This is a genomic window from Pseudoalteromonas xiamenensis (genome assembly GCF_030994125.1).
In the GTDB taxonomy this organism is placed as follows: domain Bacteria; phylum Pseudomonadota; class Gammaproteobacteria; order Enterobacterales; family Alteromonadaceae; genus Pseudoalteromonas; species Pseudoalteromonas xiamenensis_B.
Genome location: NZ_CP099917.1, coordinates 1,604,933 through 1,630,898 on the forward strand (window position 1 = coordinate 1,604,933; position 25,966 = coordinate 1,630,898).

Here is a 25,966-nt window from a genome sequence, read left to right on the forward strand (position 1 = left end):
TAAAAAGGTGGGCATTATAGCAAACAAGCATTTTATTGAAACAGTCTTTTTGATTCAAAGGTAACAGGGAATCTCCCTAAAGGTGAACTCAAAAAAGTCGATAGCTAGTCTTTGCTTTTGAAGACCAATGTATCACCAACAAGCCCACTAAGAACATCTTTGTCGAACTCTATTTCATTTTATTGATGATTGTTTACAAAAAGAAACGAATACAGCTACATTAATCATGTATTCTGATTGCTAACCAAAATGACTTTGATATACAGATGTGACTAACAGCTAGCAATACGTTATGATGACTGGTTAGCGCGACTTTTTAGAAGTTTTGTGCTCTGGGAAGATTGTAATTTACGCTTAGCTACTGACTTAATGGTTCAATCTAATTTTAGGCACTATTTAAAGTGATAATACATAATATAAGCGTCTTTATTGCTACATTTATAAGCTTGTTTTTATTCAGAAAACTTGCAAAAGTAATCAATCTTGTTGATACACCTAACGAAAGAAAGGCGCACTCTGGGACAGTTCCTTTGGTCGGTGGGTTAGCCATTTTCGTCGTTGTATTTAGTTATCTATATGTCTTTCCAGGTACATTGTCTCATTCGTATATTTACCTGTGCTGTGCTGGTTTCCTACTTATAATCGGCGTATGGGATGATTTCAAAGATTTAAACTTTAAGTTTAGACTTCTAATCCAAGCAATGATGTCTTTGGTTATGATGCTAAATGCTGAACTAATCCTAGTAAATCTTGGTCAACTATTTAGCGCTTCAGAAATTAACATTCCGACTCTTGGATATTTTCTTACATTCATTGCCGTGATCGGAGCAATTAATGCTTACAATATGGTTGATGGCATTGACGGTTTGCTTGGGGGAATGGCCACAGTGACATTCGGCGCTATGTCCATGTTATTTTTTATATCTGGACATACCCAACTGTTGTCATTCTCAATCGTGATTGTAATTGCAACTATTCCGTATATTCTTATGAATGTCGGGGTTCCCTTTGGACAACGTTTCAAGGTATTTATGGGCGACGCAGGCAGTACGGTGATTGGTTTTACGGTTGTTTGGATGTTGATAGAAGGCTCTCAGGGCTCCAACAAGTCATTCAGTGCCGTAACGGGGCTCTGGATTGCAGCTATACCTATTATGGATGCCCTATCAACAATATTGAGAAGAATCAAGAAAGGTCAATCTCCGTTTAAACCAGATAGAGAACATTTACATCACATAATGATGCGTTTAGGACTATCGTCTCAGCAGGCTCTATTAACTATTTGTTTTCTTGCTCTGCTACTATCAACAATAGGTGTTGTCGCAGAATCAATGCACGTACCCAACTATTTGATGTTTTGGAGCTTTATTGTTGTAAACTTAGCATATTTCTATATTATGAGCCGAATTTGGCGAATTACGGTTAAAATACGTAGGTTTTTTGGCATTACAACAAAGTTGAGTAAAAAGCAGTAAATATGTCTAAGCAAGCTGTTGTCATTCTTCTCTATGGAGAAGGCGGACATAAAATGGAAATGAGCTTATTGTTTCAACAAATAGCTAACGCAGATTTGAGGTTCATTTCGATAGGCCCTAGTCCAATTAGTCATTCAATAAAGCATTTCCATCTTAAAGATGTTCGAGATAAACAAAGTCGTTTTAAATCTCTTCTTATGGCTATTTCTGGAACCTTTTCGGCGATAATTACAACTTTTAGAATCTCCCATCAATACGATATAACCGGACTGATATCTACGGGCCCGGGAGTGGCCATAATCCCCTCTATTATTGTTCGACTACTCGGAAAAAAAGTCGTGTTCATTGAAACGTTTTGCCGTTTTTATACTCGTTCCTTTACAGGAAGAATAATGAGCAAGCTTTGCACTGAGTTTTGGGTGCAAAACAAGGCGCAACTAACCCTCTATAGAAATGCAAAATATTGTGGAAGGCTATGAACATTCTGGTAACTGTGGGTTCTTCATCATTTGACGCTTTGGTAAAGGCTGTCGATGAGGCCTCTAAATCATTTCAAAATTACAATTTCACATTTCAAATAGGAAATGGAAGGTATAAGCCATCCAACGGTGATTATTTTTCTTTTACAGAAGGTTTCTCAGGTATATTAGACAATGCAGATCTAGTTATTACGCATGCCGGCGCTGGAACAGTCTTCGAACTTTTAGAAACAGGTAAGAAATCTATCATCGTGCCAAATATGGACAGAATAGATAAACATCAATCTGATCTGGCAATATATATTGAGGAAAACAACTTTGCTATTGTTTGCAAAGACATCGATTCTATCGCTGAGCAGATATTAGAGGCAGAAAATTACCACCCAAAGCCCTACGTAAAAGAGCGTTTTTTTTTAGCCGAAGAGTTAGTTAGGATTTTCTCAAAATAATTTTTGATTCGCTATGATAATCTTAAGCAAAGGCCCGAAATTCTATGTGGACAATTCGTTAGGGGCAACACCTACTGAGTCAATTCACCATAAATTCTCAGGATCTGCGAAGAATTCATCGTAGATGAAAACAGTTCTCCTATTTTCACTCGCTCAGCATGGCTAATAACTAATTTATTTTCAAATATATAAATAATAGCTTTAACTAATTCACTTACATTTTTTTGTGGAACAACCTTAACTGCTGGAGTATTAACTAAACTGGCAAGTTCAGTTAAACCACCACATTCAAATACAACCGTGGCAAGCCCTGAGACCATAGCCTCCAACGCAGCAACACCAAAAGACTCTTCCTGAAATGTTTCTTCATCTTTTATTGAAGGTTGTATGTATACGTTATGTAAACCAAGCAAACTAGGTATCTTATCGTGACTCACTTTCTCTATAAATTGAACTTGGTTGCTTATACCTAATCTACTCGCTTGCTCTTTAAGCCTTTCCTCTAGCGGTCCGCCTCCAACTAATGTTAAATACGCGTTAGGGTATACTTTTAAAACAAGGGACAAAGCCTCTATCAGAAATTTATGACCTTTACATTCAATGAAGCGCCCAACCGAGATAATTCGTACCCCCTCAAAAGTAATTTCTTTTTTTCTTTTAAAAACAATGGATTAAATGAATTATGAACCACTTCTATTTTTTCGCTTGGCACATGTAAATTTAGCGTAGCTTTATACTTTAAAAACCGAGAAGGCACGGTCCATTTTATAAAATCCTTACTACCAGCCCTTTCAAGCACCGTTCGATACTTTTCTCTGATCAAAGGCTCACTATTTACATCAGAGCCATGTAACGATGCAACAGTCGGAATATTAAGGCCCAACTTATCATTTACATGCATCCATGTTTTAACTGCATTACCCGTGTGGCAATGGATAACGTCTGGTTTAAACTCACTAATAACTCGCCCCCATGTTCTGTAATCGATCATGTAAGGGAGCAACTGAAGGCGTAGCGCAAAAGCTTGTGTAACGCGTTCATTAATGATTGATTTAATTGGTGCGAGGTAGACCGGTGCGAATGGACGGCTTTGCTCATTCAGTCGCTTAGCTGTTAGGATTGCAGACTCAATGCCACTTCGCTCAAGCTCTACAACTTGATCATAAATGAAAGTCTCTGTTGTCACAGAAAAACTAGGTATGTAATGTAATACTCTCATCAATTTCCTTTGCCAGTCGACGCAAAATCAGTGGTAGCTTAAAGACAATAGTTAATAGGTATTGTAAAGATATTGCAATTACAACCCCCAACAACCCTAGATGTTGGCCTAAGAGCAAAATACCAACACATAAAATAACATTGGAAAAAAATGTAATAATGAATAAGCGCTTTACATACCCTAAAGCTAGGAAGACTGGATGAATTGGTGTAAATGCTGTTGCAATAGCATGAACTAGCAGGAATGTAACGATATCCCATTTATACACTAATAGATCATCCGAAAAAATCGCAGAAACCCAGTAACTTATAGAAACACTTGCCAATACAACGACAACTAATGAAGGAACAAGCAGTAAAAAAATGATTTTTAACATTGCATTTTTTACTTTTTCATATGCTTTTTCAGCTAGCAGTAGATTCACTTCTGGATACAAAACTTGGTTTAATGGTCCGGTCACTTTAGTAGAAATAGTGGCTATTTGCTTTATAACTCGGTAAGCACCCGCAGCACCAACAGACACTACCGCGCCAACTAGAATATTATCTAACTGTTTTACAGGTATATCGGATAAAGCTGTCATATGAACGGTGAAATTGAAATGATTAAATTCGTTTTTTTGCATCTTTGAAAGTTGTTCACAAGCGCGATCATTCGATTTTAATATTGAGATCGCACAACGACTGCATTGCAACTGAATAAATACAACGCCAAGGCCTAAAGTAATCAAATAAGTAGCAACGAAAAAACTAATGCTCAAGTTTTTCCAATAACCAATAACTGTGCAACCAAAAAATAGAACTGCACTAATTATGTTTTGAAGTGCCAAGGCTTTATAACGCTCTTGATATCGTAAAACACCGATAGCGACACTTGTTTGATTTAAAAGAATGTAAGCCGAACACCATTGCAGTAACTGAGTGTATTCACTCAACTTAAAGCTATCCGCATAGACCTGTGCAAATAAGATGGCCACACTCGTACCTAAGATAGCACAAAAGAGATCATACTTTAGCGTTGCAACTATCAATCCGGCTTTATCTTGTCCGAGATTAAAATAACGGATCATGCCTTGCCAAGCTTGAGGGTTGAAGGCGAGACTAATCACAAGAATATAAGCTTGCAATAACGTTACCTGTCCAAATGACTCAACACCCAAAGCTTTTAAAGAAATTGCTACCGATAAAAAGTTGAGAATAGAAGCAGAGAGATTTCCACTGAGTAAAATGCTAGCTTGCCGAATTAATTTCGTAATCATTGCAGTAAAATTTATTAATGAGAAAATAGGAGTTGCAACTCAGGTTCATAGTCCTGTTCTTTCTTCGTTCTCTTTTTGTTCTTGCTTATGAGGTACATTTAGTAGTTTGCGAGCAATAACCGTTATCTTCCAAATATTATGCATTATTTGATTGTATAAAACCTGACAGAGGATAAATCCATAGAACATGAAATAGTCTGGGATGCTATTAAGTTGAGCTAATATCCCTACTAATGCGAACAAGCTGGCTATTGAACAAATAACGAAAAGTGTCATTTTAGGACCAACACCGAGCCTTTGCAGAATATGATGCAGATGTTCACGGTCAGGCTTAAAAGGGGATTGTCCCTTCTTGATCCGCCTCATAATAGTTGAAACAGCATCCATAATTGGGATCGCCGCAATCCATAACGCCGTGACAGGACGTATTGCAACAACGCTTCCCTGTGAGCCTTCTAGCAGTAACCATACGACTGTGAAACCAATTACCGTACTACCAGCATCCCCCATAAAAATTTTAAATCGTCTACCAAAAGGGACTCCTAAATTCATCAATATGTAAGGCAAAGTAGCGACTACAACAGCAATGCTGAAGGCAAATAGCTCAACATGGCCAGCGAAGTAAAATAAAATAGCCATAGAACTGAAAGAAACTGTAGCAAGCCCACCTAAAAGCCCATCAATGCCATCCACCATATTGAACGCATTAATTGCACCAACAACAGCAATAAGGGTTGCTATAACTCCAAAAAGACCAATATTGAGTTCAAAAGGGCCTATTAAATTTCCAACTTGAGATAAACTCAGGCCTGCGAAATAAATCATCGCAAAAGCGACGCCAGCCTGAACAACAAGTCGTAACTTGAATGAAACATCAATCAAATCATCAATGACACCAATGATAAGTAAACTAATTGCGCATATGAGGTAAACATCGATATTTGTCATACCATTATCAGACAACCATAGGTAGCCGCACACAATTACGAAAATAGCGACACCTCCAACCAAAGGTATACGACCCTTGTGGTTCTTTCGCTCACTGGGAACATCAACTAGATTTACAACTTTTGCTAACTTTCTAAAAAGAAACAAACTTAGGAAAGACGCAAAAAAAATGACAATGTTACTTAGTACCAATTTAGATAACCTATAAGAGAATAATTCATCCATAACCGGATTGAACGAACTAACGCGCCATTATACAGCAGGTGCAATTGAGAGTCACTTTCGCTAATTGCATACATAGAATCTTGTTGAACGCTAATGACCACATTTACTTTCGCCTTAAATTATCATCTGAATCTCAATGAAAATTGGAAGTCCTAGACAAAGGAGAATTAACACTATGCTCCTAGTGTCTTTTCGAAACTGTACACGCAAGCTGACCTATTACATCAAAAAACGTAGTTAGCACACATTCAGCTTGGTACGAATTTACTAGAATGCTACTATAACAAGAAAGATCCATTCCATAAGTATGCTTAAAAATTTAATTAGAGAATCGCTCTATCGAATAGGGTATGAAATAAACCTCTCACCTGTCGGCCATGTTAAATTAAACAAACAGATTGCTTTTATCCACATAGCAAAATGCGGCGGTATTTCTGTAGACAGTGCACTTAGACGTTTACTCGCACAGCCGCAACAACCTCGTCTATGTCGTACTACTTCAATTGCAGCAAGTGTGGCCACTTATAAAGGGTTAATGGACAGCATTGATGATACATGTGACTTTAGTGAACATCACCTGAAAATATTGAAAGGTATTCTAGACCACTTTTTAACACTAAATCATCAGTACATCAGTGGTCATTGGCCGGTAGATAGCACACTAATCGAGAGTTTTAGCCACAAAACAGATTTTATTACATTATTACGAGATCCTGTTTCTCGATTTAAATCAAATTATATATTCAATAAGCTTTCAAACCCTTTATCAATAATGAAACCCAACAACCTAAAAACCGACGATCTTATTGCAGAAGCCCGGGAGATCATATTTGGCCGAAGAGGCTGGCAAATGGCTAATACGCAAACAGCATATATTGTCGGACAATATCCAAAAAACGTAGATGATTGCCAAAATTTACAAGAGCAATTTCTGCTTAATATCAAAAAGTTCAAACTCGTTGGATTTCTGGAGGACATAACGAACTTCGAAAGTCAGTTCAAATCCATATATGGAATGAAGCTTCAAGTTAGAGAGAAGAACAAAACATCAAGTCAACAAAAAGCAGATGGAAAAAGTATCATTTCGATTTTAAACAATTATCTATCGGAGCCTAATGTAGAGAAGCACATTCGTGAAATGTCTAGATTTGAAAGAGAAAATGTAGAAAAAGCAAAAGAGTGGCATTTTGATAAATAGAGATATTGCCAACATTGCTATATTGTATTTAGAGAAAATCGTTGTATTGTCAATCGGTTTTGCAACTACAATATTACTAGCAAGGTCATTGGGACCTGAAGAGTTTGGCCTCTACTCCTTTATTTTGGCTTCTGGATTTCTACTCCTTCCATTTACGCAAGTGGGGCTAAATAACCTATGTGGAAAGTACTTCAATCTTTATCCAAATAATGCGCATCATTTTTTTAAAGCGGCAATGCTCGTTCGGGCGATTTTTTCGATACTCGCAATACTGCTTTCTTTCTGCTTAGCTGAGATTAATGATGGGCTGATAGTTGAAAAGTCATCTCTTCTTTTACTTGTCCTTCTTCAATCATTCAATTGCTTTAATTTAATCGAATTCATATATCTATCCAAAGGTTTAACCAAACAGTGTTCTATAATACGTGTAACAGCAAAACTGCTCTCAAGAACTATGTTGCTTTTTGCTGTAATGAACGACTCTCCTTTGTTTATTTTAGTCCTACTTACAGGTGTAGAATACATATTTAGTGCCCTCGGATATTGTTATTTATATTTTTCTAGTAACTTGCCTACTAAAAATCGCGTTAACACGGATGTTGTTAGAACGGCAAAACGGCTCTTTCATCAATCAAAATGGCTAGCACTCTCTAGTATTGCATCTATTTTGTACCTCAAAATCGATCAACTTATGATTGGTTCAATACTCGGAAATGAGGAGGTTGGTTACTACTCTGCAGCTCTAAAATTTTCTGAAATTTGGTTCATTTTTCCTGTAGTGATAGCAAATGTATTTATGACAAAGTTTGTCTATTTATTTCATAGCTCAAATTCAACTTATTGGCGATTTCAACAAAAGCTGTTTAAAATCGCGTTTTCTATATGTTGTGTTTTGATTATAAGCATCTATTTCACTGCAGATTTGGTAGTTAAAAATCTTTATGGAACGGGCTATACTGACTCAGTAAATGTACTGAAAATACATATTTTTGCTGTAATCTTTGTCTTTTTTAGAGCTTTTGTAAGCAAATGGCTGATACTTTCTAAAAACTACAATTTAAGTCTTTACAGCCACTTATTTGGTGCGGGAATTAATATTATATTGAACTGCATTTTAATCCCAAGCTATGGTATTTCTGGTGCCGCTATCGCGAGCGTTTTCGCTTATTTTAGCTCAAGTTTTTTATTTTTATTCCTGTTCCGTGATGGCAGGAGCTATATTTCAAATTTACTCCAAAGTAAAGATTAAACAGCTCCTGCTATACTATATTAATTCAACTGTGAGACAATACGACGGTACTCTTTATTTATTTCCTCGGCAATAACCGTATTTCCACTTATTGAAACCGTAATAACCTGATTTCTCGACTTATTGAGTAAAGTAATATTTCTCATCATTTGCTTATAGTCATCCATTGTGGCTATAAATTGATATTCTCGATTATCTAGCTTACCATGATAAGTGGCGTCGTCCGTGCCTACAAGCGTGAACTCTATGTTTGTAGCATTTGCGTCGACTAATCCACGAGCCGCACCTTGAATAAATTGACTCCATTCCTCATCTTCGCCCGTATAGGAAGCACCTTGCAAAGATTGGCAAATTATATTTGAGGCTATTTTTGCCCGAGATTCTGAAATGGTCTCAACATTTAGCCACTGTGTCATACTCAACTTGCCGCCGTTATTCATATTAAATTGTTGCTGGGTCTTTTTAACGCTTTTTGGGAAAAGTGACTCAAAGTCGCACTCCTGAGCATATACGGACAAGGTGCTAAAAAGAGAAACGGCGATTAGTACTCTAAACATTTTCATTAGGGAATCCTCAATTTAAATACACAGGACTTTCCATATGGTAATCCTGAACCTTAAGGTAACTAAACTTAATATCAATAAGTCGGGCCTATTAAATCTTTCAACATAACAGAACCGTCTTTAACTCTCTCATTTTATAAACAGAGTCATCAAATAAGAGTTATACGCTTTATATCTGTGTTTTCGATATACATATACACACTAATGAGCCAAAAACATAGATACATAAGGAATAAATAGGATTTAAAGCAAAAAGCCCAGCAAATGCTGGGCTTTATATTCATTACAAGTAGTTATTACTTGTCTGAACCTTTTTGCTGAGAAGTCACTAGAGACTGACGACCAGCACCTGCTTTTTCGCTGAATGCGTAAGCGTTTACTTTACCTTTATCAACGTCGAAGTTGAAAGTAATGCTTAACTTAGAACCAGCTGGAACTTTGTTACCTTTGCTGTCTTTAAGAAGATCCATAACTTGTACTTGAGATACTTTAGTTACAGAGTTCTTAGCAAGGAACTTAGATTGGTTAGTAGTAGAGTAAGAAACACCCTTATCATCGTTTGCAGTGATGATTACATCAACTTCTGAAGAAGTTTCATTTGCAAAGTGAACAGAAGTGTTAACACCTTCGAAACCTACTGGGAAGTAAGGAATGTTGATGATTGTTGCATCAAGAACCCACTCACCCGCGTCAGCTTTAACAAGTGCTTCTAGCTTAGTGTTTGTAGCAGAAGTAGTGTCTGCATCAACAACAACAGTAGCTTTAAACTCAGAAGCCTTAATTGGGCTTGCTGCAGTAGCATTGTTGTCAAGAGTTAGCGTGTAAGTACCTTCAATACCAGTTGCACCAGCTGTATCAGTAACTGTGAAGCTGATTGACTTTTTATCAGTTGCAATAGCTGGAGCGCTGATAGTTGTACCAGCTACAGCTGCTACCGCACCTGCGATAGTAGTAGAAGAGAAATCACCTTCAATTGTAACTGTCGCTTGAACGTTTACACCCGCTGCTTTTGACAATAGAGATTGAGTATCTGTGATTTTAACAGCAATAGTATCTGCGTCTGTATTTGTAGTATCTACAGCGCCGCTGATGAATAAAGTTGCAGGGTTACGTTGGATTACACCGTTCGCTTTAGTTGACACAGATGCGCCATACTGATCAGCTAGAACGATGAAGTTACCAGTATTGTCACCAGTAGTATCTTTAGCATTACCAGTCAAGCCAGATTTAGCTGAGTAAGTAACTGTTGCTTCAGATGCTTTTGACTTATCGATATTCGCACCACGAACTTGAACTTCGAAAGAAGAATCTTTAGTAACCGGGTCACCAGTCATTACTTCAAGAACAACCGTTGTTACACCACTAGTTGTTGTAGTTGAAATTGGTTTGATTTTATAAGTACCAGAACCGTATACGATACCTAGCTCGTTGTTAGTAGAAGTAGCTTGTGCCTCGCCTGCAGCATTTGTAGCAACAGCAGTAAGACCTGTTACACCTTTACCGAAAGTAAGAGTGATACGGTCACCAGCTTCCAATTGCTCACGAACGATAACACGGATAGATGTGTTATCTGCTGCAGCAGCAATTTCAAGACCTTGCTTTGATGTTTTAGTTACTGCATCCGTTAAGTCAGCAGCTTGAGCGCCAAACGCACCTAGAATAGCTGACGCTAAAAGTGCTTGTTTGAATAGTTTCATTATTTCCATTCTCCTAGTTTCATGAAACAGGTTTACTGATTAGGAATGTCAATAAACCAAGAACCTACATTCTCGACTTCTATCGAGATGTTGTCAATCTATGTTTTACTTTAAAATCTGTCAAGTAACAACATAGAAATGTTAGCTTTTTTTGCATTTGTGCAACACATTATAGTTAACGTTCTAACTGTGTGACAAACGGAATCAGCTTTAATTAATTCTTCGTAACTAGAACTGCTAGTTTCATCTATACAATCACCGTTACGCAAACGTTGCTAAAATACCGATTATTTTCTCTTGAATCAAGCTAAAACACCAAATTTTCCAATCCTTTTTTAAAGCTTTGTTCAACTTTCATCCAATCTTCATTACTTTGAATTATTTTTGGTGTCACCAACACAACAAGCTCTGTTTTATCAGAACTGCTTTCATCCGATCTAAATAGATGACCAATAATAGGAAGACTTCCCATCATTGGTACCGATGACGCACCAGAAGATTGCTCTTGCCTAATCAATCCACCTAACAATACAGTCTGGCCATTTCCAGCAACGACTTCTGTACTTATCGTCCTTTCAAAAATAGCTGGCGAATCTATCCCAACACTTGCTTCCTTATTTACACTCGATATTTTCTGCTCTATTGACATTATTACCGTGCCTTGGGCATTAATAGTGGGGGTCACATTAAGTTCAACACCCGTTTTTCTGTACTGAATCGTGGTTGTTTCGCGATTACTGTTTATTGGATCAGAGATCGTACTTCCCGCTGTTGGTATATCATCACCCACACTGATGTTAGCGGCTACACCATCTCGAACAAGTAAAGTGGGCCGAGATAAGACATTTATTTGGCCATCTTTTTGTGCCAAATTGAGTGTTACAGATCCAGGCAGACCCACAATCTCATAACTAAATCCATTTTTTGAACTAAAATTAAACTTTTCTTGTCGTGATGATTCAGGGCCACTAGTTAAGGCAAATTGAACCCCTTTAGCAAAACTCCCCGTCAATTTTACTTCCGCTATGACTACCTCCATCATAACCTGTTTGGGCATAACATCCAGTTGCCTTAAAATAGGCTGTAAGTCTTGGTAGTATTTCCCTGAGGAGTAAAAAATTAGTGCATTCGCGCGTTCATCGACAACTAATTTTAGGTTATCGCCTTCAATGGAAAAGCTTTCTTTACTCGAACTGGTTCTACCTTTAACTGTATCACTACTTGAGTTGTTTCTAGGCTCTCCGGAAGTTGGAACGGATTGAGTCATTCTACCTCCGGTTGCTGTAGCACCTAACAAAGGAGCTAAACTAACACCAAGATCTGACGCGCGTGCATACTTAGGATGATAAATAAAGAAGCTTTGTTCAGAGCCTGTAGCTGGCTTATCCAATTGCTTTGCCCAGAACTCTACTCGGTCAATTATTTCGTCTGCTGTTGCAAAGGCGACTACCTTTCCAAGATGTTCAATTGGCACAAACTGCAAACTCGAAGCGTTGCCTAGTGTATTGCTGGTACTAATACCTTCGTTTTGTAATAGCTTACTAACTTTTTCAATAAACGTCTGTGAATCGATGTATGTAAAATTCATAAGAGCAATCGACTTTGCACTCAGCGCAGGACTATCAATAATCGAAATTAAATCTAAAGCTCTTAATATTTGCTCTCTTCTTCCTTGAATTGTTAATAAACCTTGCTGAGTGTCAATCGCAACGCTTGCATCTACTAAACCAGCCACGGAATTCCGAAGACCTGGCGAAACGCCGTATTTAGTTGGTACTAGTTGTATGATTTCGCTAGCAACATTTGGCACACTCTCTCTAGAGCGGCCGAATCCAAACGCTCTTTCTGAGTTTGTATTTCCGCTTCGACTAGGAAATATGTAAAAAATTCCCTCATTCAACGAAATGCTAACGTTGTTTCGAGCGAGAACCTCTTGCACCAACTGATAGAAGCGACGTGCACTTACCGCTGTTTTAAGTTCAAGAGTTACTGGCGTAGTATTCTCTTTGATGGTAGGTTCGACAACATAAGAAACATTTAATAACTCTCCCAACGCATAATGAATAAAATCACTCATGGGTAATGCATTTGCCGAGACTTGAAGCTGATTTTTATTATCGAATTGTTGCGACAAATCAAGCTCTAACTTTAAATTTTTTGAGGAGTTAGAGAGCTGTTTTAACCGCTCGAACTCACTGTCATGCGCAAAATTCCCGCTTTCAGTAGTTACACTTGGCGATTTATCATCAGGTGAGTCCGATGCCAGGAATGATGCACCTATGTTAACTTGTTTGGCTTTCGTCGTGTTACTCGGATCCATAACACTCTGACAACCCTGTAAAGTTAAGGTTGTAATGATGAATATCGAAAATTTACTCAACTGCTTCATTGTTTCTTTGCCATTTAAAAAGTTTTAATTCTGCAACCATTTGATTTTCATCAAAAAACACCGCTGCATCACTTGATATTTGCTTTACATAAACACGCTCAGTTAGGTGTTCATTTTCACTAAGCTTAAGTAGACCGTCTGACGAAGAACGAAGCAAAATAAAAGGCTCACTAGATACTTTGAATATACCAAGTAACTCAAATGTACTCCCTTCAAATTGCACTTTAGAGGCATTATCGGCGACATTGTTAAATCGTTGAACTTCCGATCCAATATCTGTATTTTGAATCCCTACTTGCTTAAGTTCTTCTTCCCACTTCAATTCTAAAGACATTACCTTCCCCCTTTTTCAGGGATTAAGACCTCTTCTACGCTAAGTTCTGTGCTATTGCTTTTTTCCGTCTTTCCGAATTCGAAGACCGGACTCAGTGCAACTAAAAAAGAGATGAGAGATACAATACCAATGAACAATCTCACGAATCTTTCCTCATACGCCAAACATTGATCGTAAATTCACCATTAAGCACTTCAGAAATGACGCCGGTCCAATTTTGCCCACCAAATGCATAATGTTCTATTTCCAAACTGGGGGTTGATTCTTCAATTAAACGAGTCAATTTTATTGAGCAAAGAGGTGAACCTTGAAACTCAATCTTAACTTTCCATTGACGAATATTTTCTGAAAGCACATCACCTTCTAACCATGTTAGCGTATCTAACCTACATTCAGATTGCTTAAATAACTGATCCAGCTGTTGTTGAATCTGGAGTTTAAACTGTCCTTCAGTTTCAGCTCCAAAGAAGAATGCCTCCATAGCAGCTTTGTTGTTTTGCGCTTTACTTAACTCTTCACCAACCATACCTGCCTTATCCAATAAATCTTCTGTTTTGGTTAGTCGTTTTGACTGGAGCCGATAATTACTGATGAGCTCTTCAGAAAACGAATAGAGAGGTTCTGTTATATAAACATAAAATAACAAAGCAGCAGTCAAGCTTATATAATAGCTATACTTCTTTATATATTTCATTTGGCTAGCTCGTTTTCTTTGAAAGTAATTTGGATACTGAAATTATCGAGGTTGTTGCTTTTTCTCACAGCACCATCAAAAACAGCTGATCCAACTAAAGGACTGGCATTGAATTTTGCAATAAGTTCATTTGCATTTTCAATTGCACCATCTATTTTCATAACACCGTTATCATAGCGAAAATAATTCATAAGCGCGCCGTGCTCCAACGCTATTGCTAGTAAGCTCCAATGTGGATAAACATCTCGGTTTTGTTGTGCTATCCCGTTCACTTTTCGAGATAATTGATTAATTAAATCTAGTTCAACTTTTTGTTTTAAAACATTACTGGCAACATCGCCGTTTTCCAATACCTGGGCTTCCAAACGCCCTAACATCAAGTAAGTAACGGAACTCACTAAGCACAACCCTACAGTATAGCTTAATAGCGGAGCCCATATAAACATATGCGCTATTCGACTTAGCTTACCAACATTTAAGTAAGAATGAACTTGATTGAACAACTTAGTGAGATTCACTTCATTGATTGAAGAAACTAAAAGAGGTGCAAATTGATGAATACCAACTTCAAGATTTTTTTTACCTATTGCACCTATGCTGTGACCGAATTGCTCTATTGAATTCAGTAGCCCGCCTCGATAAGCACTTTTCCCACTCTCACCAAAGATAAACAGTCTACCTCCAGGAGTATCTATCGACATGGCGGTGTCAGAATATGTATTCGAAAGTAAAGAATCTTCCGCTATTAAAAAACCAAATTGTCGTTGATACTGCTCATCAATTCGAAATTCCGTTTTCACCACTTCAAACTCATCATCTAACTTAGCTATAATATTGAAGTGAGTTAGCTTAGATGATGACTTTTTCTGTAAATTGACTATAGTCCTAATTTCAGAACGGCTAACAGATTGATAAGTTTTTCTCGTTACGACAGTGTTCTTTTTTGAAACAACACATATAAGTGATGTTTGTTCCGTAGCAACTAGTTTGTCATCGACTAGCTTAAAAGGCTGCTCGAAGTAGTATGTTAAGAAATTTGCGATTCGATTCTTGAATCCTTCTCCAAGCAACATGTTTAAACTTAACTCTCTTTCCACGATACGCTCTTAATAATAATTGGCCTTTGCATAGATTTCGGTTGAAGCTTCAAATCTATCCGTTTTGTTATTTGCAGTTCCCCATCAACGGCGCTCAATTCTACAGCAAGGAAGCCACTCGTAGCAAAAGTTATGTACTCGTCTGAATCCACACCTGTAATTTGATAAAACAGCAATGGTGTAAGTTCACCTTTATCTCTATAGGATTTTACTTGTTGAAAGAACTTACCATTTCTAAGATACGCTTTTAATACTCTATCTGGGGCATTCATTGGATTAAACCCACTAGCGATTTCTGTCGTAAAATATTGGCTAAATTTAAGCGCTTTTAGACTTTGCCCACCTTTTATATGGGTTAGTTCAAAAACACTCTGTATTAAGCCGTTTCGAGGGTAACTTGAATCAGTATAATCATCTTTCTCTGCACCATTTAAACGGCGCATAGTGTCCAAATCTTTCCAATCTTCGAGTGAGTCATAAAAATGATTCGCTTCTTTATATTCATAGCCTAGCTCAACAAGCATATTAGTTAATAGGTTCTTATTTGCTAAATTTGCATTTACTAATCCAAGCTTATCCTGAATTGTGACACGAACCGAATCTGATATTGAGAAGCTTTCCCCATAGAAATTCCAATTTCTTACGATGGGATCTGTATCTTTTTTATCTTGGTATTTTTTATGACCCAACAAAGATTGAAATAGCAAGGACTCAGCATTTTCTAGTTTTACACGTAAATCAATTCTAGATTTAGCCTTAGCAGCTAAATCAATTTGAAAACGGATATTTTGTTGTAAGAAAAGACAAAATACCGCCAAAACAGCTGAGATTATAAGAACTTGAATTAAAGCAACCCCTAGAGACTTATTCACAGCTACTCCTGATATTGACGGTAATTAAGCAATGATTCAAATGAAAACCGGTCAAAGTTATAGTGTAACATAGTGGTGGGTTCGAGTAATTTTGGACTGTACAGTTCAATTTCAATACTCAAAGGAAAGACTCGCCTTTCAACCGAATTATAACTTGAATAATAAGCAGCTTGATTAGCTGAATCTAAAACCTCACCAATAGCTTTATCTGAATTAGAATCTACCGCCTGCTCTATACCCTTGTAACCAAAATATCTAAAATTAACCTTATCAACATTACCTAAAATCAAAATCCGATGTTTCCAACTGAAGCTTTTACTCGGCCACTTCGTTAAAAAATAGTCATCAAAAGGTAACTCTCTATAATAAATACTTTTTTCCCCTCCATCAAAAACAATATTTACCAACGCCTCTTTTGAAGAGAAAAGAGCTTCTTTTGAAATACAAGTTATATCATCATTAGTTCCTTGAAATAAAAAAGTATTAAGGTTAGGCTCGTTCGTTGACTCAACTATATATGGGAAACAAGAAGAAATTACTTTATTCAGGAGTTCAATCGATATACCAGCGTTTGTTTCTTGCCAAAAAACACCCGCCCTCTTCTCCCACGAATTAGAATACAAACTGTAAGAATAATAACCAGTAAAAATAACAACCATAAGAATGGATGTCGAAATCATCAATTCAACTAATGTAAAACCAATTTGCTTGCTAGCTTTAATCCCAGACGACAACGTTAAACTCCACGTTTTGCTTTTGACTTATCATAATAGTAACTTTAAATACTGAGAATCGTTCTTTTGGTTCTATAATATCATCAATATCTCTAGGCGGCTTAACTCTTCTAACCAAACGAGCAGTCCAAAGAAAAGAAACTCCATTTATCATCTCCGAACCTTCGGCTATATCTCTATTATTCGATGCCAATTTAGAGTTCTGTATTTTTGTTTTCACGAGATCAATTGCAACATTACCAATTTGATTGTAAACCATTGAATTTGATGCTTTTTTTGATAGGTAATCGATTTGGTTGTATAATTGGGAGGTCAATGCTATTGAACTAAATAATATAACTGAAGAAATCAACACTTCTATTAAAGTGAAACCTTGTTCAACGCTTTTCATTGTATAGATTTTCAAGCTCAAACTCCTTTACCCCCCATTTACAATAATGGAAAAACTTGTTTTTGAGGACATACCGTACATATTGAAGTTGATTTCAGATGGCAAAAAAATCAGCTCTTTAAATTCAATCTCCCTTCGGTTATTACCTTTGATAAGGATACTTTTATCTCTAAAAGACACAACTGTATTTCTACCATTAAAAAAGGATTCATAACTCACGACTTTCAATAAATTTTTAACTTTTTCAATTTCAACAAATCTTTGCTGTTTACCTATATTTTTTAATATTAATCCGCCGGTCAAACTCATAGTCAAAGCCATGATTGCAAGTACTACAAGTAATTCAATAAGCGTAAAGCCTATATTATTAGTTTTAGATCGGCACATCGTTCATAGACACCATACTCATCAACATCACAATCACAACACCTCCAACAAATCCTCCCATAAACAGTAACATCATTGGTTCGAGCATTGTGGTAAATTTACGAATTGCGTTTTCCATGTCAACTCTAGATCTCGTTGCTATATCCTCGAAAACAACTGACAAACGTCCAGTTTCTTCTCCAACTTTTATAATCGAAAGGAAAAAAGATGGAAAAATTCTAGTCTTGCTCAATACCTCACCTAGTTGCTTCCCTGCCTTTAGCTGTTTAAGGGCTAAGCTAGAATCCCGACGGAAATCAGGATGTTTCATTGTGTTTCGTGTAAGTTCCAACGCTACATCTAATTGTAAGCCCGCATCAAGCATCATAGCTATTGACTGTGAAAAACGTATTCGCTCAGACGTAATTAGAATTTTACCAAGACCAGGAAAACGTGACACCTTAACATATAGCCATTCCCTGACGTGATCTTTTTGGAATAAGTAAACCAACGACACAATTATTGAAATCAAACTTCCAATTATAAAAAATTGATACTCGTTAAAATAATTACTCGTTCTTATTATTAATTGAGTGTACCAAGGGGCTTCATCCAAGTTAACTATAATGCCAGCCATTTTTGGAACAATAAAAGTGAGCACAAAATAAATCGCAGCCATACAAACAAAAAATATTATAGATGGATAAGCAAGCGCTGTATTTATCTGATTCCTCAAATCCATTTGAAACTTTAAATCTCTTGCCAATTTTTTTAGAACATCAGATAGACTACCAGATGCTTCTCCTATTTTGAGAAGCTGAATATAAAGCGGTCCAAATATTTTTTCATGTTTACCAAAGGCTTCACTTAAAGTATCACCTTTCTTTAATGAAGATGAAATCTGATTTAATAACGTACCTAATGCCAGACCTGAGTTCGATTGTCTTATAATATCAATTGCCTTGTCGACTTTGATACCACTTTCTAATAGAAGTGATAATTCATTCGTAAAAAACTCAATCTGAGATAAACCAACTTTTTTTGATGAAAATAGTGTAAGTGGAGAAGTATTATTAATTTCAGATATTTTTAACGGGGACAATCCTCTACTATCAAGAACACGCATTGCCTCATCATAATTTTCCGCTTCAATTATCCCCTCATTCCGATTTCCGTGATTATCGATAGCTTTATATTCAAATTCCATATCTATCCAGCCACTCTCAAAACTTCATCGATAGTAGTGATTCCCTGAAGTACTTTGTAAAAACCATCTTCAAGCAGATTTCGCCGTTTAAGACTTGTGTTGTGATCATGAGCTTTCGGAATAAACTGTTCATCCTTTGGAATAGACTTGATCACATCGTCGCATCGCAGATATTCATTTAGCGCAATTCGCCCTTTAAAACCTGAGCCATTGCAATGTTCGCATCCTACAGGTGCTTTAATCTGCACTTCACTTATATTTGAATTTTTTACAATTCGATGTAACGGATATTGAATAAATAGTTCATCGGGATTAGGGTGCTGGACAGCACACTTTTCACATAGTTTGCGAGCAAGTCTTTGTGCAACTACTGAAACTAATGCTGCATTTAGCAAAAACTCTTCTACACCCAAATCAAGTAAGCGCGTGTAAGCACTAGCCGCATCATTGGTGTGAACAGTGCTAAACACCAAATGTCCAGTTAACGCGGATTGCAGTGCTATCTGTGCGGTTTCCTTATCGCGTATTTCACCTACCATGATAATATCGGGATCTTGTCGTACGATTGAACGTAAACCAGCTGCAAAATCGAATCCGATGTCAGCATTGACTTGGACCTGATTTATCCCCTCAAGCTGATATTCGACTGGATCTTCTAACGTGATGATTTTTACATCTTCATTGTTAAGTTCATTCAAAAAAGTATACAAAGTTGTCGTTTTCCCTGAACCTGTAGGTCCAGTTAATAAAATTACCCCTGTCGTCTTTTTGAGATCATCCAGTATCAAATTTTGAGTGTCTTTGGACAACCCAAGCACTGACATATCATGCCTAATACTATCTTTTCTTAGAAAACGTAGCACGACACTTTCACCATCATTGAGTGGTAACGCAGAAACACGAATATCGAGCTCTTGATTAGCTATCCGCATTTCAATTTTACCATCTTGTGGCCGACGTTTTTCCGCAATATCCATTCCAGATAGAATTTTCAATCGCGTAATAATTGGAAGTTGCATTTTTGGTGACAAGAGTTCGACGTCATGCAAAACTCCATCTATACGAAACCGGATCCTGAATTTACCTTTCAAAGGTTCGAGATGCATATCTGATGCACCACGAGCTAACGCCCTAGTTATTAATGAATTCAATAAATTTACAGTTGGAGCTTCTGATGCAAGTTCTCGCAACTTAGCTTCTTCCGCCCCCGTAAGCTCATCACTAATATCGGAAAGCTCACTTTGGCTTTGAATTTCATAGAAATAGGTTTGTAATTGGCTTTCGGTTGCCAGCAAGACGCAGAGTTCTACACCTTTTGAATTCAAAAACTCTGACAGTTCCGAATCCAACGGATCTTTACATGCAATCACCCATTGATTATTTATTACGTCCAAAAGAATACAATTTAATTCCTTCAACGTAGAATGATAACTAAATGGGACATTTTTTGACGGGAACCAGGGCGAATATGTTTCCGGGTCGAACAATTCATATCCCAGTAAATAATGATAAAGCTGAGTCAAATCTTCTTCAGTTAAACAACCTAAATTCACAAGAACATTTTCTAGCCGGCCACCATATCTATCTTGGTACGTTGACGCTTTTTCCAAATCTAGTTTTGAAACATTGAACTTGTTTACAAGAAGTTCTTTTAGATTCATCATTTTAAAACGATGTCCTCATTTTCACCTTCTCCACCTTTTTCGCCGTCTAAGCCATAAGTCATAATGGAGAATGCTTTGCCATTTTCACCAGGAACCGAATAAATATATGGCTTTCCCCATGGATCTAAAGGTACGGCCTTTGGCAAATAGGGTCCATCCCAACCTGGCGCACTGCCTGATACGAGTTGCTCCAATTTAGCAGGTACATTTCCCATGTCGAGACGGTAAGTGTCAATTGCTGTCTCGACCATTTGCATTTGCGCCAAAGCTGTTTTTTTCTTAGAGGAGCTTACTTTGGAAAAAAGTTTTGGGGCAACTATAGAACCCAACAAACCGATTATGATTAATACAATCATCATTTCAATTAAGCTAAAACCACTATTTTTTTTCATTATTTAGATCCTTATTTTGATAGATTTTATTATATCAATGAGAAATTTTAGTGTCGATTAAGGGAGTCTTAATTAAAGATATTACACTCTTCCACATTCGTATGTTCTTTTCTTTAACCTCATTTGACACCTGCAAACAAACTACTGACTGCTCTTTTAACGTATTAATAAAATTAATAAGTTTATCTTCGACTACATCCTTTTCACATTTAAAATCAATAACATTATCTATTAGACCATATTCCTCAAATAGCATCTCATACTTATGGCTCCAACTAGTGGCCAAACAGGGAATACCTTGTGACAACGCGCTGACACAACCATGAAAACGGCTACTTACAACAGCATGACAACCGCCCAAAAATGCTTTGATTTCAATTGCCTCAAGTGTATCTACAATCTGAATATCACCTTCAATAGCTTCTGCGATCTTGTTGCAAAGTAATTTATCTTCCTCACCTTCATGATTTAGCAAGATCACGTCAAAGCCGTACTTAATAAAGATCTCAGCTTGGTTTCGCCAAAAGGCTACATATTTATCAATATCGCCCTGTGCTTCTTCATTGTGATACTTGGAAACAACTTTATTATTTGGAATAAAGCAGACAGTTTTATTGTCAAATGGTTCAATTATTTTGGGCTCTATCAAAGCCGTAAAATCTGGGCTTAACTCCAAGCAGCCGTTTTCATTGAGAACTTTACATGCCTGAAATGAAATTCGGTCTCTTGCATATACTTTAGTAGAAGAGTTGATCATCAAATGTGCTGCTTTTGCATGATCTACTTTAGTAAATGGCCCTAATGCTTGTGGTAACAAAATATATGGTTTGCCAGCCTTTTTGAATCTAACGGCCTCTTTGGCCGCATTTTTCAGATCGTTTAACGGCCACTGGTCTCCATATGAAAAACCGCTTGCATTCAATATAACATCAACGTCAGCTTCAGTTACTATGCCATATCGCTTTAACAAACGCTTAATAAAGTGCGGTAACTTTCCAAATATCCCCGTCAAATCAAGAGGGCCTCGTCTAAAACTCAACTTTTGAAATGCGCCAAGTTTCGCTCTCATCTTATAGGGGAGATTGGGTCCAGGTGATAATACTAAATTATATTCACCTAATTCCTTTTCCAACTGTGCTAGGATAGACAACAGCATCAATTCAGCTCCTTTGTTAGAAAACTGAACACCTTTAATTTCTATATTAATCACGTTTTTTTGTTTCCACATATGTGAGTAGTGTCGCGGCTTTCTTTTTATTTGAAAATGGAATTCCTCCATCAGCTAAAGCATACCCTACAGCAATAAACATTATGATGCGTTTGTGCTGCGGTAGGTTAAGCAGTTTTGCCGCACGCTTGTCTAATGTATGCAATTCAGGCCAGTTAAGCACACAAGTAGAAAGACCTAGCGTTTCACATGCTAACATAAATTGCATACTCGCTAAGGAAGCATCTATATAAATTACATGTCGGTCTCTTTCAAATGGGTATGCAGACAAATCCCCAATAACCGCTAACAAACAGGGAATTTGTGATGCAAAACCAGCGGTCCCACCGGGGAGCTCAACAGCCTCTCGCTTCGTTTCTTCGTCGTCAATCCACATAAATTCAAATGCTTGGCGATTACAAGCACTTGGTGCTTCAGTTGAAATAGTCAGAGCTTCGATAAGCAGCGACTTGTCAACTTTCTTTTGCTCAAACCACCTCACTGAGCGCCTTGATTTACATAACGCTTTTAACTGTTCAGAAGAAATATCGTGTGCGACTCTTTCGCTACTTAAGTAAGGCACCGAGGTAGCATCGCTTTGAAATTTTACAGCTTGAAAAATTTCAAAACTTGCTTTAATGGTTGGGTGTTTGAGATCGCATACAGTAAAAAACTGTTGCAACACAGAATAGGCCCAAACCAAATCAGCATGGTCAAGGTGTTCCACTTTTGCAGCACGCGAATAGACTGAGACAGTTTCTTCAATATAATCCAACGCGAAAACATCCTTACGAGGTCGCATTATCAAACCTTTCTCTATGCGATGGATATTGCGTCTAAGTAAAGAACTTGAGTTATCTTGCATACCTTGTCGAGTTTCATATTGAATTTTTGCTTTTAGAATAGCCTGTTGCTCATACCCAAATGCTCTATCGAAAAGAAGGTAATAAAGGCGGCTAAGAAATGGAGACGCAATAAAAAGAGGCCTCACTGTGCTTTGTGTAATTTCTATTACTTTAATGATAAGCTTTTTAAGTTTTTGCATAAAACGTAAATACGGGAAACAAATGTTTCCCGTACCCTTTTTATTCAGTTCCGTTAATTACTATCTATTGTTCAGTGTAGCTATCGAAGCTGCAGCTAAACCTAGTTGATAAATAATCTGTGTCGCGGTACTCCACAAAGTTAAACTGTCAATGTGTTGCGCATCTAAAGGAACGACAATAGTATCACCAGGAGCTAGCTGGCTAGCTTGATTATTCGTCGCAAACCATGAACCTGAGCCAGGAAGCTCAACGGAACCATTGGCCTTAATAATATAAATTCGCTCATCATCCGCTTTTTGCTTCAGACCACCACTTGCTTTGATATAGTCGTCAACGGACTTGGATGAATCATACAAATGTGTTGCCGCTAAGTTGACTTCACCTATGACACTCACTGAGTCTTGCATTGCTGGGATATATAACGCATCCCCATTTTCCAGTTGCAGGGCTTGTGTTGAACGTTTATCAAGGTTGATAACGAGACGTCCCAACGCTTCCACTTTGGACAGATCTTTTAGAATTTTGTCCATATCTTCATATGGCATGGAATTATTTGCTGTCGCGCTTTTTTGGAAAGTATTTGTAATGATGTCACGTCTCAATTCTTGAGTAAGCCTTTGAATTTGAGATGTTTCCTTTCGCTTTATTGACTCACGCGTAAAAATAGCCGCTTCTTTATGAGCAAATTGATTCAAACCACCAACTCGCTCAAGCAAGTTATCTAATGTTTCACCGCGCTTAATTGTATAAGTGCCTGGAAACTTGACCTCCCCCACAACTTTTACCTGAAGCCTCTCCTGCCAATTTGGCCTAGGGAATATATTTATAGTATCCTTACTTGCGAGTAATTTTGTTGGGTTCGCTAATTCATTTATACCATTGAATTGAATATGCTCTACTTGTTTACCTTCATTGTAGACAACACGAGTTAATTCAACTTGTTCAAGGTAAGCTGCTTCTAAAAAGCCACCACCAGCCTGAACTGCCTTTTGAAAATTAGCATCTTCAGACAAAGGGTACACGCCTGGAAACTTAACCTGACCATTTACCGCAAATAATTTCGCTGGCTTGGTTGGCGTTGCCTGTCTTTGTAGCTTGGCTAATATAGGCGCCAATAGTTTTTGACGACTAAAGACGGCGTATTCTTCTTCTTCAACTTCTTTAGGCTCTTCGAAAAGCGCATCGATACTCGTGATTAACTTAACATCTTCATCTAGCTTGAAAAGTTCATCATCCTTTAAGCCTATATATTTTAAGAACTCATCACGCTCGAATTGTTCCCACAGCTTTACGTTTTCACGCAATTTCAATTGTTCTTGGTTAAACGCTAAATCCTCCAGCAACTGCTCCTCTTCTTCTTTCAGCTGGTAGCGGCTAAAGACGACAATTGTATCATTCGATGCAAGCTCAATATCCCCAGATTTCCCATTGAAAATATCTTGCAACGAGAATTGATGGATAGCTATATCCCCTTCCAAATTAACTTCTCGGATAATTAATGAATAACCAAAATCAGCGATAGTTAATAAGTCTTCACGTGGTGCACTGAATACGTCTTTAAGTGTTTTTCCTGAATGCCATTCATAGTGTCCAGGGCTTGTCACAGCACCAACTAGTGTAACAGTGTTTTGAAAACGCGTTGATGCCGCATTTACAGATATTTCATCCCCGTTTTGTGGCTTATAACTCGTATTATCTGCAAAGTTGTAGTTTAGAGTAATACGTTTTCCATCACCGTTATATCTCGAAACAACGACCTTAGACTTGTTTGCGCTTGCTTTGAATCCACCTGACATCGCCATTACACTCTCTAGCGAATCGGTTTCTTTTAACTCAAAGATAGCTTGACGGTTAACTTCGCCTTTTACTTTAATCTTCTTAGCCGCTGGCGGGATAAATACAACATCGCCAGGCTTAAGTACCACATCATCAGAGCTATCTCCAAATAGCAATAAGTCATAAAGATCAAACGTAGTTATAAGCTTTCCTGCTCTTTTTACTTGAATTTTTCTTAGCGAGCCATTGTCGCTAACACCACCTGATACGAACAATGCATGCGTCACTGTCGCAAGTGGAGATACCGTGTAACTTCCCGGTTTGTATGCTTCACCTACTACCATTATACGCATTGGATTCAGCTCGCCCATAGAAACAAAAGCTTGAACACCAATCATTTCCTCAGATATTTTTTGAGAAATCTGCGTTTTTAGTTCTTTAAACGATAAACCTATTACATGAATTGGACTCAAATTAGGAATAGCTAAGCGACCTTCACGGTCGATTTGCACCTCATGTTCCTCATTCGTTTTTCCATACAAATTAATTTTTACTGTATCGCCAATGCCCAACAAATAGGTATCAGGGATTGCGGCTAACTCTGATGGCATAAAGGTAGTCGGCTCACCAGCAAAAAGTTCATAACCGAACGGCTTTAGTTCCTCTAATTTTGGCTTAAACTTATCCTCTTCAGTTTCCTCTTCATTTAAACCCTTTTGATCGCGAGGTAAGATCGAAGTGTCTTTTTCCTCATTTTTTTTGTCCCCTTTATTCTTGTTATCCAAAGTACTTAAATCAAAACCATAACGCTTGGCCAGCACTTCCTGTTGAGCTTTTGGGAGCTTTTTAAATTGCTCAATCTGCTGTTTACTTGGATTTATCGCAAAGCTGTTTTGCGACATTAATACAAAAATTGAAAGGATAAGTATTCTGAGGAAATTCACGTAAATCTCTTCCGTTATAGATTTTATTGCAGGCAATTCTACCTGAGTTTGAAAGAAATTAAAGGGCGCAGTGCGCCCCTGATTTGGTTAGTT

Annotated in this window: 25 protein-coding genes; 5 read left to right on the plus strand and 20 right to left on the minus strand. The window is 37.5% G+C overall.

What is annotated here, in order from left to right:
- Positions 1-401 precede the first annotated feature (401 nt).
- The 3 genes from wecA (NI389_RS07410) to pssE are packed head-to-tail and all read left to right on the plus strand — an operon-like array spanning position 402 to position 2,403.
- Positions 402-1,475 (plus strand): UDP-N-acetylglucosamine--undecaprenyl-phosphate N-acetylglucosaminephosphotransferase, encoded by a 1,074-nt coding sequence (gene wecA, locus NI389_RS07410; RefSeq protein WP_308362245.1) that lies wholly within the window; start codon positions 402-404, stop codon positions 1,473-1,475.
- 2 nt (positions 1,476-1,477) lie between these two features.
- On the plus strand, positions 1,478-1,954 hold the full coding sequence (pssD, locus tag NI389_RS07415) for a PssD/Cps14F family polysaccharide biosynthesis glycosyltransferase (protein WP_308362246.1): 477 nt from the start codon (positions 1,478-1,480) through the stop codon (positions 1,952-1,954).
- Positions 1,951-2,403: a PssE/Cps14G family polysaccharide biosynthesis glycosyltransferase gene (pssE, locus tag NI389_RS07420; RefSeq protein WP_308362247.1), complete on the plus strand. Its 453-nt coding sequence runs from the start codon at positions 1,951-1,953 to the stop codon at positions 2,401-2,403. Before pssD ends, pssE begins: the two co-directional genes overlap by 4 nt.
- Positions 2,404-2,474: 71 nt before the next feature.
- Here the strand turns inward: pssE and NI389_RS07425 are convergent, their stop codons facing one another.
- From NI389_RS07425 to wecA (NI389_RS07440), 4 genes are read right to left on the minus strand one after another with little or no spacing between them, the layout of a single operon-like run.
- The gene (locus NI389_RS07425) at positions 2,475-3,071 is read right to left on the minus strand and encodes a glycosyltransferase (protein WP_308362525.1); all 597 of its coding nucleotides are present in this window, start codon (positions 3,069-3,071) and stop codon (positions 2,475-2,477) included.
- A complete protein-coding gene (locus NI389_RS07430) occupies positions 2,978-3,622 on the minus strand; it encodes a glycosyltransferase family 4 protein (RefSeq protein ID WP_308362248.1) in 645 nt (214 codons plus the stop codon). Before NI389_RS07430 ends, NI389_RS07425 begins: the two co-directional genes overlap by 94 nt.
- Complete coding sequence (locus NI389_RS07435; protein ID WP_308362249.1) at positions 3,597-4,880, minus strand: lipopolysaccharide biosynthesis protein; 1,284 nt, start codon at positions 4,878-4,880, stop codon at positions 3,597-3,599. Before NI389_RS07435 ends, NI389_RS07430 begins: the two co-directional genes overlap by 26 nt.
- Before the next feature lie 45 nt (positions 4,881-4,925).
- Positions 4,926-6,053 (minus strand): UDP-N-acetylglucosamine--undecaprenyl-phosphate N-acetylglucosaminephosphotransferase, encoded by a 1,128-nt coding sequence (wecA, locus tag NI389_RS07440; protein WP_308362251.1) that lies wholly within the window; start codon positions 6,051-6,053, stop codon positions 4,926-4,928.
- A 307-nt stretch (positions 6,054-6,360) separates the two neighbouring features.
- On the opposite strand from wecA (NI389_RS07440), the gene NI389_RS07445 reads away from it, so the two are divergent.
- Together NI389_RS07445 and NI389_RS07450 are read left to right on the plus strand one after the other, a co-directional pair.
- Complete coding sequence (locus tag NI389_RS07445) at positions 6,361-7,251, plus strand: hypothetical protein (RefSeq protein ID WP_308362252.1); 891 nt, start codon at positions 6,361-6,363, stop codon at positions 7,249-7,251.
- Positions 7,241-8,500, plus strand: coding sequence for a flippase (locus NI389_RS07450; RefSeq protein ID WP_308362253.1), 1,260 nt, complete (start codon positions 7,241-7,243; stop codon positions 8,498-8,500). Before NI389_RS07445 ends, NI389_RS07450 begins: the two co-directional genes overlap by 11 nt.
- Before the next feature lie 20 nt (positions 8,501-8,520).
- Here NI389_RS07450 and NI389_RS07455 read toward each other — a convergent pair whose 3' ends face one another.
- From NI389_RS07455 to NI389_RS07530, 16 genes are all read right to left on the minus strand, one after another.
- A complete protein-coding gene (locus tag NI389_RS07455) occupies positions 8,521-9,063 on the minus strand; it encodes a hypothetical protein (RefSeq protein ID WP_308362254.1) in 543 nt (180 codons plus the stop codon).
- 296 nt (positions 9,064-9,359) lie between these two features.
- Entirely contained in the window at positions 9,360-10,760 is a 1,401-nt protein-coding gene (locus NI389_RS07460) for a hypothetical protein (RefSeq protein WP_308362255.1), read from the minus strand.
- 307 nt (positions 10,761-11,067) lie between these two features.
- Complete coding sequence (locus NI389_RS07465) at positions 11,068-13,149, minus strand: secretin N-terminal domain-containing protein (RefSeq protein WP_308362256.1); 2,082 nt, start codon at positions 13,147-13,149, stop codon at positions 11,068-11,070.
- Positions 13,133-13,483, minus strand: a complete 351-nt coding sequence (locus tag NI389_RS07470; protein WP_308362257.1) for a hypothetical protein — start codon at positions 13,481-13,483, stop codon at positions 13,133-13,135. The genes NI389_RS07465 and NI389_RS07470 overlap by 17 nt, the downstream gene beginning before the upstream one ends.
- 139 nt (positions 13,484-13,622) lie before the next feature.
- The gene (locus NI389_RS07475; protein WP_308362258.1) at positions 13,623-14,177 is read right to left on the minus strand and encodes a hypothetical protein; all 555 of its coding nucleotides are present in this window, start codon (positions 14,175-14,177) and stop codon (positions 13,623-13,625) included.
- Positions 14,174-15,274, minus strand: coding sequence for a hypothetical protein (locus NI389_RS07480; RefSeq protein ID WP_308362259.1), 1,101 nt, complete (start codon positions 15,272-15,274; stop codon positions 14,174-14,176). Before NI389_RS07480 ends, NI389_RS07475 begins: the two co-directional genes overlap by 4 nt.
- Positions 15,259-16,146: a type II secretion system protein GspK gene (locus NI389_RS07485; protein WP_308362260.1), complete on the minus strand. Its 888-nt coding sequence runs from the start codon at positions 16,144-16,146 to the stop codon at positions 15,259-15,261. Before NI389_RS07485 ends, NI389_RS07480 begins: the two co-directional genes overlap by 16 nt.
- Before the next feature lie 2 nt (positions 16,147-16,148).
- Complete coding sequence (locus tag NI389_RS07490; RefSeq protein ID WP_308362261.1) at positions 16,149-16,880, minus strand: prepilin-type N-terminal cleavage/methylation domain-containing protein; 732 nt, start codon at positions 16,878-16,880, stop codon at positions 16,149-16,151.
- A complete protein-coding gene (locus NI389_RS07495) occupies positions 16,864-17,286 on the minus strand; it encodes a prepilin-type N-terminal cleavage/methylation domain-containing protein (RefSeq protein ID WP_308362262.1) in 423 nt (140 codons plus the stop codon). The genes NI389_RS07490 and NI389_RS07495 overlap by 17 nt, the downstream gene beginning before the upstream one ends.
- Before the next feature lie 12 nt (positions 17,287-17,298).
- Positions 17,299-17,658, minus strand: a complete 360-nt coding sequence (locus NI389_RS07500; protein ID WP_372588620.1) for a pilus assembly FimT family protein — start codon at positions 17,656-17,658, stop codon at positions 17,299-17,301.
- Positions 17,645-18,844 carry a type II secretion system F family protein gene (locus NI389_RS07505; RefSeq protein ID WP_308362264.1) on the minus strand — a complete coding sequence of 400 codons (1,200 nt, stop codon included), beginning with the start codon at positions 18,842-18,844 and terminating at the stop codon, positions 17,645-17,647. The genes NI389_RS07500 and NI389_RS07505 overlap by 14 nt, the downstream gene beginning before the upstream one ends.
- A gap of 2 nt (positions 18,845-18,846) precedes the next feature.
- Positions 18,847-20,505 (minus strand): GspE/PulE family protein, encoded by a 1,659-nt coding sequence (locus NI389_RS07510; protein WP_308362526.1) that lies wholly within the window; start codon positions 20,503-20,505, stop codon positions 18,847-18,849.
- Entirely contained in the window at positions 20,505-20,900 is a 396-nt protein-coding gene (gspG, locus tag NI389_RS07515; protein ID WP_308362265.1) for a type II secretion system major pseudopilin GspG, read from the minus strand. Before gspG ends, NI389_RS07510 begins: the two co-directional genes overlap by 1 nt.
- Before the next feature lie 34 nt (positions 20,901-20,934).
- Positions 20,935-22,110, minus strand: coding sequence for a polysaccharide pyruvyl transferase family protein (locus tag NI389_RS07520; RefSeq protein WP_308362266.1), 1,176 nt, complete (start codon positions 22,108-22,110; stop codon positions 20,935-20,937).
- A complete protein-coding gene (locus NI389_RS07525; RefSeq protein WP_308362267.1) occupies positions 22,103-23,152 on the minus strand; it encodes a nitroreductase family protein in 1,050 nt (349 codons plus the stop codon). Before NI389_RS07525 ends, NI389_RS07520 begins: the two co-directional genes overlap by 8 nt.
- A 60-nt stretch (positions 23,153-23,212) precedes the next feature.
- Positions 23,213-25,831 (minus strand): SLBB domain-containing protein, encoded by a 2,619-nt coding sequence (locus NI389_RS07530; RefSeq protein WP_308362527.1) that lies wholly within the window; start codon positions 25,829-25,831, stop codon positions 23,213-23,215.
- Positions 25,832-25,966: the final 135 nt, after the last annotated feature.

Coding starts and splice junctions, on each gene's coding strand:
- pssD (WP_308362246.1), top strand. CDS start 1,478: ATGTCTAAGCAAGCTGTTGTCATTCTTCTCTATGGAGAAGGCGGACAT.
- pssE (WP_308362247.1), top strand. CDS start 1,951: ATGAACATTCTGGTAACTGTGGGTTCTTCATCATTTGACGCTTTGGTA.
- NI389_RS07430 (WP_308362248.1), bottom strand. CDS start 3,622: ATGAGAGTATTACATTACATACCTAGTTTTTCTGTGACAACAGAGACT.
- NI389_RS07435 (WP_308362249.1), bottom strand. CDS start 4,880: ATGATTACGAAATTAATTCGGCAAGCTAGCATTTTACTCAGTGGAAAT.
- wecA (WP_308362251.1), bottom strand. CDS start 6,053: ATGGATGAATTATTCTCTTATAGGTTATCTAAATTGGTACTAAGTAAC.
- NI389_RS07445 (WP_308362252.1), top strand. CDS start 6,361: ATGCTTAAAAATTTAATTAGAGAATCGCTCTATCGAATAGGGTATGAA.
- NI389_RS07455 (WP_308362254.1), bottom strand. CDS start 9,063: ATGAAAATGTTTAGAGTACTAATCGCCGTTTCTCTTTTTAGCACCTTG.
- NI389_RS07460 (WP_308362255.1), bottom strand. CDS start 10,760: ATGAAACTATTCAAACAAGCACTTTTAGCGTCAGCTATTCTAGGTGCG.
- NI389_RS07465 (WP_308362256.1), bottom strand. CDS start 13,149: ATGAAGCAGTTGAGTAAATTTTCGATATTCATCATTACAACCTTAACT.
- NI389_RS07470 (WP_308362257.1), bottom strand. CDS start 13,483: ATGTCTTTAGAATTGAAGTGGGAAGAAGAACTTAAGCAAGTAGGGATT.
- NI389_RS07475 (WP_308362258.1), bottom strand. CDS start 14,177: ATGAAATATATAAAGAAGTATAGCTATTATATAAGCTTGACTGCTGCT.
- NI389_RS07500 (WP_372588620.1), bottom strand. CDS start 17,658: ATGTGCCGATCTAAAACTAATAATATAGGCTTTACGCTTATTGAATTA.
- NI389_RS07505 (WP_308362264.1), bottom strand. CDS start 18,844: ATGGAATTTGAATATAAAGCTATCGATAATCACGGAAATCGGAATGAG.
- NI389_RS07510 (WP_308362526.1), bottom strand. CDS start 20,505: ATGAATCTAAAAGAACTTCTTGTAAACAAGTTCAATGTTTCAAAACTA.
- gspG (WP_308362265.1), bottom strand. CDS start 20,900: ATGAAAAAAAATAGTGGTTTTAGCTTAATTGAAATGATGATTGTATTA.
- NI389_RS07525 (WP_308362267.1), bottom strand. CDS start 23,152: ATGCAAAAACTTAAAAAGCTTATCATTAAAGTAATAGAAATTACACAA.
- NI389_RS07530 (WP_308362527.1), bottom strand. CDS start 25,831: ATGTCGCAAAACAGCTTTGCGATAAATCCAAGTAAACAGCAGATTGAG.